We start from the raw sequence: 12,608 nt of genomic DNA, 5'->3' as shown, positions 1-12,608 counted from the left end.
TGACGCGTCAGAGCAGCAGCACGATCGCGTAGACGAGGAAGAACGCCGCGATGAGCACCGCGAGGCCGATGATCAGGGCCAGCGGCCCCTTGGACCAGCCCTTCGGAGGGTTGTGCGTCTCCTCGGGCCCCGCGCCCGGCATGCTGCTCTCCGCGGGCGGGGTCTCTCCCGGGGGCACGCCCCCGCCCGGCTCCAGGCCGGTGGTGTTCTGCGGATCGGGGTCGGGATCCGGGTCCGGTCGCCGCGGATCGGGCGACTGATCCGGGTGCTGGGAGGGGGGCATGGGAGCCAAGTTCTCACGGACGGGCATCCGGCCCGCCGCGCCACGCAGGGCGGTCGATAGCCTCTGGCGGAGCGGGAGGACGAGCCCTCGGGGCCCGAACTCCCCGGGTTCCCCCCGCAGTCCGTCCTGAGCGCCCGCCTCGGGGCCCTCCGCAGAAACCACGAGGTGACAGCTCCCGTGTTCACGACACGCCCCACGCTCCAAGGCACCTTCGGCATGGTGTCGTCCACCCACTGGCTCGCCTCGCAGTCCGCGATGGCCGTCCTGGAGGACGGCGGCAACGCCTTCGACGCCGCGGTCGCCGCGGGATTCGTCCTGCACGTGGTCGAACCCCACCTCAACGGGCCCGCAGGCGAGGTCCCGATCATCCTCGCGCCGGCCGGCGGCGAGGTGCGCGTGCTCTGCGGACAGGGGGGCGCGCCGGCCGGCGCCACCGTGGCCCACTACCGCTCCCTCGGCCTCGAACTGGTGCCCGGCACCGGCCCGCTCGCGGCCGCCGTACCCGGCGCGTTCGACGCGTGGATGCTGCTCCTGCGGGACCACGGCACGAAGTCGCTCGCCGACGTCCTCAGGTACGCCATCGGGTACGCGGAGGACGGCCACGCCCCGGTCGAACGGGTCGGCGAGACCGTCGAGACGGTACGGGAGCTCTTCGAGCGGGAGTGGCCCACGTCCGCCGACGTCTACCTGCCCGGGGGCCGCTCCCCGCGCCCCGGCGAGCTGTTCCGCAACCCCGCGCTGGCCGCGACCTGGCGACGGCTGATAGCGGAGGCCGAGGCGAGGGCCGCCGAGGAGGGCGACGGGTCGCGGGTGGCGCAGATCGAGGCGGCGCGCGAGGTGTGGCGGGTCGGGTTCATCGCCGAGGCGCTCGTGCGGCAGGCCGGGCGGCCCACCATGGACACGAGCGGCGAGCGGCACGTGGGGACGCTGAGCGCGGAGGATCTGCGCGGGTGGTCCGCCTCGTACGAGGATCCCGTCACGTACGACTGGAACGGCTGGACCCTGTGCAAGGTGGGCGCCTGGAGCCAGGGTCCCGCGTTTTTGCAGCAGTTCGCCCTGCTGCCGCGGGACGTGGCGGAGCTGCCCGCGTACGGGTCCGCCGAGTACGTCCATCTCCTCGTCGAGGGCTGCAAGTTGGCCATGGCGGACCGGGAGGCCTGGTACGGGGACGCGGGGACTGGAGCTGGCGCGGGGGAGGAGGGGGCCGAGGGGGTGCCCGTGCGGGAGTTGCTTTCCGAGGAGTACAACGCGGGGCGGCGGCGGCTCATCGGGGAGAAGGCGTCGTATCTGTTGCGGCCCGGGGCGCCCGGGGGGCGGGAGCCTCGGCTGTCCGCGCACGCGGTGGCGGTGGCCGCGGGGGAGACGCGGGGGCTGGACCGGGGGGCCGGGGCGGCGGCCGGGGCCGGGGAGCCGACGGTGGTCGCGGACGGGGGGACGCGGGGCGACACGTGCCACCTCGACGTGGTCGACCGGTGGGGGAACATGCTCTCCGCGACGCCCAGTGGGGGGTGGCTGCAGTCCAATCCCGTCGTGCCCGAGCTGGGATTTCCGCTCGGGACGCGGTTGCAGATGGCGTGGCTGGAGGAGGGCCTGCCGAACTCGCTGACGCCCGGGCGGCGGCCCCGGACCACGTTGACGCCGTCGCTGGCGCTGCGGGACGGGGTGCCGGTGCTGGCCTTCGGTACGCCGGGGGGTGACCAGCAGGACCAGTGGCAGGTGCACTTCTTCCTGGGAGTGGTGTTGCGGGAGGCGGTGCGGGGTGGGCTCGATCTGCAGGGGGCGATCGATGCGCCCAACTGGCACACGGAGGCGTTTCCCGGCTCGTTCCATCCTCGGGGGATGGCGGCGGGGAGTCTGGTGGTGGAGTCGCGGATGGATGCGGGAGTGGTGGACGAGTTGCGGCGGCGGGGGCATGACGTGACGGTGGGGGGTGCGTGGTCGGAGGGGCGGTTGTGTGCGGTGTCCCGGGATCCTCTTACCGGGGTGTTGTCAGGGGCCGCCAACCCTCGCGGGGCGCAGGGGTATGCGGTGGGGCGGTAGCGGTAGCGGTAGCGGCAACGGTTCGGTTGTGGGGGCGTGCGTTGCGCCTGGGGCTCGTTTGTGGGTGCGGGGCCGCGGGGGTATGTGCGTACTCGCCATCCACTGTTCGCCACGCCTCGCGGACAACATTGCTACAGCGTGCTCGGTGCTCCGTGCGCACATACCCCCGCGTCCCCGCCCGTCTCGTACGCGGGTGCCGGTCGGTGGGCGGTGTGCGCGGGCCTGGCCGTGCCCGGTTGTCGGGGCCCCTGGTGGCGGAGGGGGTATACCCAGGGTTTACCTGGGGTTCTTGGGGTGTTGGGCGGGGGGATCGGGGATGTCAGTGGGGCGTGCTCTCATGGGTGCATGATCGAAGACTTTCTTGTGCACGGTGTACGCGACGTGGAAGAGGCCCTTCGTAAGGCTGCCGCAGCGGAGGTCATGCCCCGCTTTCGGCGGCTTGCCGATGGCGATGTCATTGAGAAGAGCGGGCCGCACGACATGGTGACCGTTGCCGATCGTCGTGCGGAGGAGCAGCTGACCCGCGACCTCGCCGCCCTTCTTCCGGGCTCGGTCGTCGTCGGTGAGGAAGCCGTGCACGCCGACCCGGTTGCGTACGAGGCGATACACGGTGACGCTCCGGTCTGGATCGTCGACCCGGTCGACGGTACGCGTCAGTTCGTCAACGGTGACCCCGGCTTCTGCATGCTCGTCGCCCTGGCCGTCCGGGGCGAGGTTCAGGCCTCGTGGACGTTTGCGCCGGCGCTGGACGAGCTGGCCGTGGCCGTTCGAGGTCAGGGTGCCTGGTTGAACGGTGAGCGGCTGATCGCCGGGTCGCCCGCGCCGGGCCGGGACCTCGCCGTGGCCACCTCGCATCCGGACTACACCACCGAAGAGCAGAAGAAGGCCCTGCTGGGGCTCGCGGTGGACGGGGTCAGGCCCCGGCCGTGCGGGTCGGCGGGGCTGGAGTACCTCGCGATAGCCAGGGGGGACCTCGACGCCGTCGCCTTCTCCTGGGAGCTGGCCTGGGACCACGCCGCGGGGCTGCTGCTCGTCGCCGAGGCCGGCGGCGCCGATCTGACGCTGACGGGCGAGCCGTTCCGCATCGGCGGGAACAACGCGCTGCCGTTCACCGCGGCCCGCGACGCCGCCACGGCCCGGCGCGTCGTCGGTCTTCTCGCCGGCGGTGTCTGAAAGGGCGACGGCGGCCCGGCCTATCCTGGCGGCAGAGGCCACCGGCTGACAGAGGAGTCCGAGGGTGCCGATGCTTGATGCCGTCATCGTGGGGGCGGGGCCGAACGGCCTGACCGCCGCCGTCGAGCTCGCCCGGCGCGGGTTCTCCGTGGCCCTCTTCGAGGCGAAGAGCACCGTGGGCGGCGGGGCCCGCACCCAGGAGCTGACGCTGCCCGGATTCCGGCACGACCCCTGCTCGGCCGCCCACCCGCTGGGCATCAACTCCCCGGCCTTCCGCGCCATGCCCCTCGACCGGTACGGACTGGAGTGGCTGCAGCCCGCGCTGCCCATGGCCCACCCCTTCCTCGACGGCAGCGCCGCCGTGCTGTCCCGCTCCGTCGCCGAGACCGCCGCCTCCTTCGGGCCGCGCGACGCGGGCGCCTACCGCAGACTGATCCAGCCCTTCCTGCCCAAGTGGGACACCCTGCTGCGGGACTTCATGTCGCTGCCGCTGACCTCCCTGCCGCGCGACCCGGTGACCCTCGCCCGGTTCGGGCTCGTGGGCCTGCCGCCGTCGACCTGGCTGATGCGCCGCTTCCGCGACGACCGGGCCCGCACCCTCTTCGCGGGGCTCGTCGCGCACGTCATCGCGCCCCTCGACGGCATCATCACCAGCGGCGTCGGCATGGTCTTCGCGCTGGCCGCGCACGCCCGCGGCTGGCCCGTCCCGCGCGGCGGCTCGCAGTCCATCTCCGACGCGCTCGCCGCGTATCTGAAGGACCTCGGCGGCAGCATCCACACGGACTACGAGGTCAAGCGGCTCGACGACCTGCCGCCCGCCCGCGCCTACGTCTTCGACACCTCGCCCACCGCCCTCGCCAGGATCGCCGGGCTCGGCCGCGCCTACGACGGATACCGGTACGGGGCGAGCGCCTTCAAGATCGACTACGCCCTCGACGGACCCGTCCCGTGGACCGCCGAGGAGGCGCGCCGGGCCGGGACGGTGCAGGTCGCCGCGGGCAGCCGGGAGATCGACACCGCGCTGCGCGCCGCCTCGTACCACGGGCGCGCCCCGGAGAAGCCGTTCCTGATCACGGTGCAGCCCGGCGTCGTCGACCCCTCCCGCGCCCCGGCCGGCAAGCACGTCTTCTGGGCGTACGGCCATGTCCCGAACGGCTGGGAGGGCGACCTCACCGACGCCGTCGAGCGGCAGCTGGAGCGCTTCGCCCCCGGCTTCCGCGACCGCGTCCTCGCCCGCGCCACGGCAGGGCCGCCCCAACTGGCCGCGCACAACGCCAACTACGTGGGCGGCGACATCGCCTGCGGCGCCGCGAGCGGTCTGCAACTGCTGATGCGGCCGAAGATCTCGCTCTCCCCGTACACCACCCGCCACCCGGCGGTCTTCCTCTGCTCGTCCGCGACGCCCCCGGGCCCCGGCGTGCACGGCATGTCCGGGCACAATGCCGCGAAGGCCGTGTGGAAGACACTGAGGAGGACGTCGTGACCGTGCCCATCACCCTGGTCCAGGGCGATATCACGGAGCAGCGGGCCGACGCCATCGTGAACGCCGCCAACTCCTCGCTGCTCGGCGGCGGCGGGGTCGACGGCGCCATCCACCGGCGCGGCGGCCCCGAGATCCTCGACGACTGCCGCCGCCTGCGCGCCTCCCACTACGGCAAGGGGCTGCCCACCGGCCGCGCCGTCGCCACCACCGCGGGCCGGCTCGACGCCGGACACGTCATCCACACCGTCGGCCCCGTCTGGTCCGCCGCCGAGGACCGCTCGGAGCTGCTCGCCTCCTGCCACCGCGAGTCGCTGCGCGTCGCCGCCGAGCTGGGCGCCCGTACGATCGCCTTCCCCGCGATCTCCACCGGCGTCTACCGCTGGCCGCTCGACGACGCGGCCCGCATCGCCGTCCGCGCGGTCCGGGACAGCGCGGAACCCGAGCACTTCGACGAGGTGCGCTTCGTGCTCTTCGGCCAGGAGGCGCACGACGCCTTCGCCGCGGCCCTGGCCGAGCAGGACTGAGCCGGGACGGGGACGTCTGACGGTCCCGGGTGGCGCGAGGTCGATGTCGGATTCTCGCCAGCCATCAAAAACAAAACCCGCGATCCTTGAAGGCATGCACACCGACACAGAGCGCTGTGTACGCGCCGTCCAGTCGAAGGACGCCCGTTTCGACGGCTGGTTCTTCACGGCAGTGGTCACCACCCGGATCTACTGCCGGCCGAGCTGCCCGGTCGTGCCGCCCAAGGCCGAGAACATGACGTTCTACCCGAGCGCCGCCGCCTGCCAGCAGGCCGGTTTCCGGGCCTGCAAGCGGTGCCGGCCGGACAGCAGCCCGGGGTCGCCCGAGTGGAACCAGCGCGCCGACCTGGTGGCCCGCGCCATGCGCCTCATCGCGGACGGCGTCGTCGACCGCGAGGGCGTCCCCGGCCTCGCGCACCGCCTCGGCTACAGCACCCGGCAGGTCGAACGCCAGCTGCTCGCCGAGCTCGGCGCGGGACCGCTCGCCCTCGCCCGCGCCCAGCGCGCGCAGACCGCGCGGCTGCTCATCGAGACGAGCGGGCTGCCGATGGCCGAGATCGCCTTCGCCGCCGGGTTCTCCTCGATCCGCACGTTCAACGACACCGTGCGCGAGGTCTTCGCGCTGGCCCCGGGGGAGCTGCGGGCCCGCGCGCCCAAGCGGCCCGGCGCCGCGCTGTCCGGTGCCATGTCATCGGGTGCCGCGTCGGGTGCCGCTGCGTCCGGCGCAACGGGCGGAGTCCTCTCGCTCCGGCTGCCGTTCCGCGCCCCGCTCAACCCCGACAACCTCTTCGGCCACCTCGTCGCCACCGCGGTGCCCGGCGTCGAGGAGTGGCGCGACGGGGCGTACCGCAGGACCCTGGGCCTCCCTTACGGGCACGGGATCGTCGCCCTCACCCCGTACCCCGACCACATCGGCTGCCGGCTCGCCCTGACCGATCTGCGCGACCTCACCATCGCCATCAGCCGCTGCCGACGCATGCTCGACCTGGACGCCGATCCGGCCGCCGTCGACGGCCAGTTGAGGACCGACCCGCTGCTCGCGCCGCTCGTCGACAAGGCTCCGGGGCGGCGCGTCCCGCGCACCGTCGACGAGGCCGAGTTCGCCGTGCGGGCCGTCCTCGGCCAGCAGGTCTCCACGGCCGCCGCCCGCACCCACGCCGCCCGCCTGGTCACCGCGCACGGCACCCCGGTCGCGGACCCCGAGGGCGGCCTCACCCACCTCTTCCCCGGCCCCGAGGCGCTCGCCGCGCTCGACCCCGAGTCCCTCGCCCTGCCCCGCAGCCGCCGCACCACCCTGACCACGCTCGTGCGCGAACTCGCCGACGGCGGGCTCGGGCTCGGCGTCGAGAGCGACTGGGACGAGGCCCGCGCCAAGCTCGCCGCACTCCCCGGCTTCGGGCCCTGGACGGTCGAGGTCATCGCGATGCGGGCGCTCGGCGACCCCGACGCCTTCCTCCCCACCGACCTCGGCATCCGCCGCGCCGCCCAGGAACTCGGCCTGCCGCACACCCCGGCCGCCCTCACCGCGCGCGCCGCCGCCTGGCGGCCCTGGCGGGCGTACGCGGTCCAGTACCTGTGGGCCACCGACGACCACCCGATCAACCGCCTCCCCGCGTAAGGGACACGATCCATGCCCATGGAACGCCTGCACACCCGCATCGACAGCCCCTACGGGACGCTCACGCTCGTCGCGACCGACGGCGTGCTCAGCGGCCTCTACATGACCGAGCAGCGTCACCGCCCGCCCGAGGAGACCTTCGGCGTCCCCGACCCGGCCCCGTTCCGCGAGGTGACCCTCCAGCTGGCGGCCTACTTCGCGGGAGAGCTCACGGAGTTCGACGTGCCGCTGCGGCTGGACGGCACCCCGTTCCAGCGCACGGTCTGGCGCGCCCTCCAGGACATCCCCTACGGCGAGACCCGTACGTACGGTGAGCTCGCGGAGATGCTCGGCCGCCCCACCGCCTCCCGCGCGGTCGGCCTCGCCAACGGCAGGAACCCCATCGGCGTCATCGTGCCCTGCCACCGCGTCATCGGCGCCAACGGCAGCCTGACGGGGTACGGCGGCGGCCTCGACCGCAAGCAGCGGCTGCTGGCCTTCGAGGGCGGGTCGGCCAGGACGGGCGCGGACATGCTGTTCTGACGGTGTGTCAGGCGCCAGCTGGCGGAGGGTCAGTTGTCGCTCGGTCAGCCGACCCGGTGCCCGTCCTCCAGCTCCACAGGACCGCCGCCCCGCGCCAGCACGTCGAGCCCGGCGGCGACCCGGCGCCCCAACTCGTCGGGCAGGTACTCCGCGATGTCCGTGGGGGCCACCAGGCGCCAGGAGAGCAGCTCCTCCTCCTGCAGCCTGATCGACTTCAACTGGTCGTCGTCGAGCACCCCGCCGTCGTACAGATACGCCACCAGCGGCGGGCGCGGGCGCACGGGCCCCGGCGGCACCCAGTCCACCGCGAGCAGCGGCCCGAGCCCGACGTCGAGCCCGATCTCCTCCAGCGTCTCCCGACGCGCGCCCTGCCGCGGCGTCTCCCCGGTGTCCGACTCGACGGTCCCGCCGGGCAACGCCCAGCCCTCACGGTAGTTGGGCTCGACGAGCAGCACCCGCCCCTCCGCGTCCCGGAAGAGCGCGGCGGCCCCGACGAGGACGCGGGGGAGCCCCGCGATGTACGTGGCGTAGTCCTGGAGAGTCACGCGGGAAGGGTATCCGGGGTGGGCGTCAGGCGTTCCAGCGCCACCCGCTGTAGTCCTCGCAGGTGGCCATGCGGCCGTTGCTGGCCTTGAGCGTGCGGCCGTGATCGGCTCCCGCGCAGAACTCGCCTTCCACGACGACCTTGCCGGTGGAGGTACAGGCGTAACCGGGCTGGCTGCCGTCGCCGGGGCAGGTGCGGGGACTCACCGGGTCCGGCTTCTTGGCGGCAGGCGCCGGTGCGGGTGTCGGGTGCGTCCTTTTCGGCAGCGGCTTGGGCGTGGGCCTGACACAGGCGGAGGTGGTCCGGGCGAGGTAGAGGTACATCTCGGTGGAGTTGGTGATCCGGCTTCCCTGGGTGGGGTCCGTGGAGCAGATGATCCAGTCGTCGAAGGTGCCCCCTGAGGGGAGCGATATCTCCTTGTGCGCCGGGCGGTTGGTGATGAGCCCCAGCCGGAGGTGGTGGTCGCGCAGGAGGCTCACGGCATGGCCCTGGGGCTTGCCTTTGAGCGCGGGGAGGATGAAAGGCCTCGCCGCAGGTCTCTCCTTCGGGGTGGGCGTCGGGGACGCGGTCGCCGAGGCGGTGCCCCCTGCCTTCTTGGCGGTGCCGGCCGTGTCGTCGCCGTCGGTCCCGCCTTCGCTCGGCGAGCAGGCGGCAACCAGCAGAGTCAGGGTGGCCAAGGGGAAGATGAGCGTCTTCTTCTTCACTGTCGTCCTCGATGGGTAGCGGATGCACTCACGACAAGGAGCCCACTCCTTGCGCGAGGCCATCATCCAGGCAAGGCGTCCCGGCTCAGGGGGCTTGTCCGCCGTCCGTCCCCCGGAGCATTGAAATGCCCCCTCGGAGTGGTCTCCGAGGGGGCTTTCTCTACCTGATTGGCATGGTCTGGCGTCGTGCCCCCGGCAGGATTCGAACCTGCGACACCCGCTTTAGGAGAGCGGTGCTCCCGGAGCGTGGGCCTCGCCGCCAAGAGCACCACCCTCGCACCGCATCACCCCAGCCCCGTCGTCCCGCCCCCTCAATCCCCTTCCCTGCCCCGCGACTTCACGATCCGGCGGAGGCGACGGTGGCGGTCCGGGGTGTGTTCCGTGAGCGCGTCGCCGACCATCGTGCGGACCGCGTCCCGCAGGCCGTGCAGGGCGTGGCCGCGTGCGGGGCCCGCGCCGGGGTCCTCGCGCAGTTCCTTCAGGAGCGCCCAGCACAGCGCCAGCATCACCACCGCGAACGGCAGAGCCACCAGGATCGTCGCGCTCTGCAGGGAGTCGAGGCCGCCTGCGACCAGGAGCACCGCCGCCACCGCGGCCATCAGGACGCCCCAGGTGACGACCAGCCAGGTCGGCGGGTGCAGCGAGCCGCGGCTGCTGAGCGAACCCATCACCAGGGAGGCGGAGTCCGCGCTGGTGACGAAGTACGTCATGACGAGGATCATCGCCACCCACGACGTGAACGTGCCGAGCGGCAGCGCGTCCAGCATCGCGAAGAGCGAGGCCTCCGCGCCCTCCTCCACCTTCGCCGCCATGTCGACCCGGCCGGTCGCGTCGAGCCGGATGCCGGTGCCGCCCATCACGCAGAACCACACGATGGTGGCGCCGCTCGGCACCAGCAGCACGCCGATCAGGAACTCGCGGATCGTCCGGCCGTGCGAGATGCGCGCGATGAACGTGCCGACGAACGGCGCCCAGGACAGCCACCACGCCCAGTAGAAGATCGTCCAGGCGCCGAGCCAGCCGCTGTCGGTGAACGCTCCCGTCCGCGAGGCCATCGGCAGCAACTGGTGCAGATAGCCGCCGACGCTCGCCGGGATCGCGTCGAGGACGTACACGGTCGGGCCGAGGACGAAGACGAAGAGCATCAGGCAGGCGGCCAGCACGATGTTGAGGGTGCTGAGCCACTTCACGCCCTTGTGCACGCCCGAGAAGGCCGACACCACGAAGGCGGCGCCGAGCGAGACGATGATGATCAGCTGGAGGGTGGTCGAGTCCTCGACGCCGGTGGTGAGGTTGAGCCCCGTGGCGACCTGGAGGGCGCCCACGCCGAGGCTGGTGGCGGTGCCGAAGACGGTCGCGAAGACCGCGAGCAGGTCGATCAGCCGGCCGGGCCACCCCGCCGCCCGCCGGGCTCCGATGAGCGGTACGAAGACGGAGCTGAGGCGGTTGCCGCGGCCCTTGCGGAAGCCCGCGTAGGCGAGCGCGAGGCCCGCGATGCCGTAGATCGCCCACGGGGTCAGTGTCCAGTGGAAGAAGGAGTACTCCAGGGCGGTGCGGGCCGCTCCGCCGGTGCGGGGCGCGGCGCCCGAGGAGGGCGGCGGGTTCAAGTAGTGGGTGAGCGGCTCGCCGACGCCGTAGAACATCAGGCCGATGCCCATGCCCGCGCTGAACATCATCGCGATCCACGCGAGGTTGGTGAACTCCGGCCGCGCGTCGTCCGTGCCGAGCCGGATCGCGCCGAACCGGCTCAGCGCGAGGACCACGCACAGGACCAGGAAGACGTCCGCGGCGATCACGAAGAGCCAGGCGAAGTTGGCCAGCACCCAGCCGAGCGCGGTGTCCGACGCGTGCTCGAAGGACTTCTTGCCGAGCGCGGCCCAGGCGACCACCGCGAGGACGGCGACCACGCCGATGCCGACGACGACGTGGTCGGGGGTGCCGTCCGGAGGGGATCCTTCCGCCGGGCCCCGGCCGGTCGGCGGGGGATCCGGCGGGCCGTCGCCGGGGAGGGGCTGATCGATCATTTCCGTGCTCATGGCGCACCACTATGGAGCGGTATGAGGGGATTTTTCGCCTGGGCACGCCGTCTCGCGGCGTGGCCGGCCATGGGCAGCGGGCCCCGTCTGCGGTTATGGTCGCAGCGGCGCGACTGCCTTGACGCGAGCAAGGCCCGAAAGCAAGGGGAATCCAAGGTGGCGGACGCTGCAGGGACGGCGGGACACGAGCGACGGACGCAGGCGCACGCGCCGGCGCCCGCTCAGGACGAGCGGGCGGGGCGCGGACCGGCGCAGCGCGTGCTCATCGCCGCGGACAAGTTCAAGGGCTCGCTCACGGCCGTGCAGGTCGCCGAGCGGGTGACGGCCGGCCTGCGCCGCGTCGCGCCCGACGCGACCGTCGAGGCGCTGCCGGTCGCCGACGGCGGCGACGGCACGGTCGCCGCGGCCGTCGCGGGCGGCTTCGAGCGCCGCGAGGTGGAGGTCACCGGGCCGCTCGGCGACCAGGTGACGGCGGCGTACGCGCTGAAGGACGGCACCGCCGTCGTGGAGATGGCCGAGGCCTCGGGCCTCCAGCTGCTCCCGGAGGGCGTCTTCGCGCCGCTCACCTCCACCACGTACGGCTCCGGGGAGCTGCTGCGCGCGGCGCTCGACGCGGGCGCCCGCACCATCGTCTTCGGCGTCGGCGGCAGCGCCACGACCGACGGCGGCGCGGGCATGCTCGCCGCGCTCGGCGCGCGCTTCCTCGACGCTGACGGCGACCCCGTGGCGCCCGGCGGCGGTCCGCTCAAGGAGCTGGCCACCGCCGATCTGTCGGGCCTCGACCCGCGCCTGAAGGATGTCGAGATCGTCCTCGCCAGCGACGTCGACAACCCGCTGACCGGCCCGAAGGGCGCGCCCGCGGTCTACGGCCCGCAGAAGGGAGCCTCCCCGGAGGACGTCGCCGCGCTGGACGCCGCGCTCGCCCACTTCGCCACGGTCCTGGAGAAGGCCATCGGCCCCAAGGCCGCCGAGTACGCGCAGTCGCCGGGTGCGGGTGCCGCGGGCGGCATCGGGTACGGCGCGCTCGTCGGCCTCGGCGCGGGTTTCCGGCCCGGCATCGAGGTCATGCTCGACGTGCTCGGCTTCGCGCCCGCGCTGGAGCGGGCCACCCTCGTCATCACCGGTGAGGGCTCGCTCGACGAGCAGACCCTGCACGGCAAGGCTCCCGCCGGGGTGGCCGCCGCCGCGCGGGCCGCGGGCGTCGAGGTCGTCGCGGTCTGCGGCCGCCTCGCGCTCGCCCCGGAGGTCCTCGGCAGGGCGGGCATCCGCCGCGCGTACGCGCTGACCGACGTCGAGCCGGACGTGGCGCGGTGCATCGCCGAGGCGGGCCCGATCCTGGAAACGGTGGCGGAGGGCATCGCCCGGGACTTCCTGGCCTGAGGGTTTCCCGTACTGAGGGTTCCCCGCCCTGAGGGTTCCCCCGGCCGGGGCGTCGCGTCGGCTGGGGTCTGCCTTGGTCGGGGTTTGTCCCGGCCGGGGCGTCGCCTTGGCCGGGGTCTGCCTGGAGCCTGGTCTCCGCGTTGCCCGGGGTTCGTTTCGGCCGGGGTCTGCCTTGCGGCGGGCTTGTCTCGGGTCGGCGTCCGCCTCGGCTGCGGTCTGCCTCGGGTCGGGTGTGTCTCTGCCGGGGCGTCGCCTCGGCCGGGTCTGCCTGGAGCCTGGTGTCCGCGTAGCCCGGGGTTCG

General features: G+C 73.4%; 11 protein-coding genes. 7 read left to right on the top strand and 4 right to left on the bottom strand.

What is annotated here, in order from left to right:
• Positions 1-7: 7 nt before the first annotated feature.
• Positions 8-283 (bottom strand): DUF6480 family protein, encoded by a 276-nt coding sequence (locus tag ACZ6CV_RS33545; protein ID WP_469255180.1) that lies wholly within the window; start codon positions 281-283, stop codon positions 8-10.
• Between the two features lie 177 nt (positions 284-460).
• Here ACZ6CV_RS33545 and ACZ6CV_RS33540 point away from each other — a divergent pair, with 177 nt between their 5' ends.
• The 6 genes from ACZ6CV_RS33540 to ACZ6CV_RS33515 all read left to right on the top strand — a co-directional run bounded on the left by ACZ6CV_RS33540 (position 461) and on the right by ACZ6CV_RS33515 (position 7,643).
• Complete coding sequence (locus tag ACZ6CV_RS33540; protein WP_469255178.1) at positions 461-2,323, top strand: gamma-glutamyltransferase family protein; 1,863 nt, start codon at positions 461-463, stop codon at positions 2,321-2,323.
• 345 nt (positions 2,324-2,668) lie between these two features.
• Entirely contained in the window at positions 2,669-3,496 is an 828-nt protein-coding gene (locus ACZ6CV_RS33535) for an inositol monophosphatase family protein (RefSeq protein ID WP_469255176.1), read from the top strand.
• A gap of 70 nt (positions 3,497-3,566) precedes the next feature.
• Positions 3,567-4,979, top strand: a complete 1,413-nt coding sequence (locus ACZ6CV_RS33530; protein ID WP_469255231.1) for a phytoene desaturase family protein — start codon at positions 3,567-3,569, stop codon at positions 4,977-4,979.
• Positions 4,976-5,503 (top strand): O-acetyl-ADP-ribose deacetylase, encoded by a 528-nt coding sequence (locus tag ACZ6CV_RS33525; protein WP_469255174.1) that lies wholly within the window; start codon positions 4,976-4,978, stop codon positions 5,501-5,503. Before ACZ6CV_RS33530 ends, ACZ6CV_RS33525 begins: the two co-directional genes overlap by 4 nt.
• A gap of 94 nt (positions 5,504-5,597) precedes the next feature.
• Positions 5,598-7,121 (top strand): AlkA N-terminal domain-containing protein, encoded by a 1,524-nt coding sequence (locus ACZ6CV_RS33520; protein WP_469255172.1) that lies wholly within the window; start codon positions 5,598-5,600, stop codon positions 7,119-7,121.
• A gap of 18 nt (positions 7,122-7,139) precedes the next feature.
• Positions 7,140-7,643 (top strand): methylated-DNA--[protein]-cysteine S-methyltransferase, encoded by a 504-nt coding sequence (locus ACZ6CV_RS33515; protein WP_469255230.1) that lies wholly within the window; start codon positions 7,140-7,142, stop codon positions 7,641-7,643.
• 44 nt (positions 7,644-7,687) lie between these two features.
• On the opposite strand, the gene ACZ6CV_RS33510 is transcribed toward ACZ6CV_RS33515, so the two are convergent.
• The 3 genes from ACZ6CV_RS33510 to ACZ6CV_RS33500 all read right to left on the bottom strand — a co-directional run bounded on the left by ACZ6CV_RS33510 (position 7,688) and on the right by ACZ6CV_RS33500 (position 10,927).
• Positions 7,688-8,188 carry an NUDIX domain-containing protein gene (locus ACZ6CV_RS33510; RefSeq protein WP_469255171.1) on the bottom strand — a complete coding sequence of 167 codons (501 nt, stop codon included), beginning with the start codon at positions 8,186-8,188 and terminating at the stop codon, positions 7,688-7,690.
• Positions 8,189-8,213: 25 nt separating this feature from the next.
• Entirely contained in the window at positions 8,214-8,891 is a 678-nt protein-coding gene (locus ACZ6CV_RS33505) for a hypothetical protein (RefSeq protein WP_469255169.1), read from the bottom strand.
• A 311-nt stretch (positions 8,892-9,202) separates the two neighbouring features.
• Positions 9,203-10,927 carry a BCCT family transporter gene (locus tag ACZ6CV_RS33500; protein ID WP_469255168.1) on the bottom strand — a complete coding sequence of 575 codons (1,725 nt, stop codon included), beginning with the start codon at positions 10,925-10,927 and terminating at the stop codon, positions 9,203-9,205.
• A gap of 258 nt (positions 10,928-11,185) precedes the next feature.
• Between ACZ6CV_RS33500 and ACZ6CV_RS33495 the strand changes: the two genes are divergently transcribed.
• Positions 11,186-12,307, top strand: coding sequence for a glycerate kinase family protein (locus tag ACZ6CV_RS33495; protein ID WP_469255229.1), 1,122 nt, complete (start codon positions 11,186-11,188; stop codon positions 12,305-12,307).
• The last annotated feature ends 301 nt before the right edge of the window (positions 12,308-12,608 follow it).

The sequence above is a fragment of the Streptomyces sp. NPDC041713 genome (assembly GCF_055591085.1).
The sequence above is the reverse complement of the archived record's forward strand: the minus strand, read 5'-3'. Positions and strand labels throughout refer to the sequence as shown.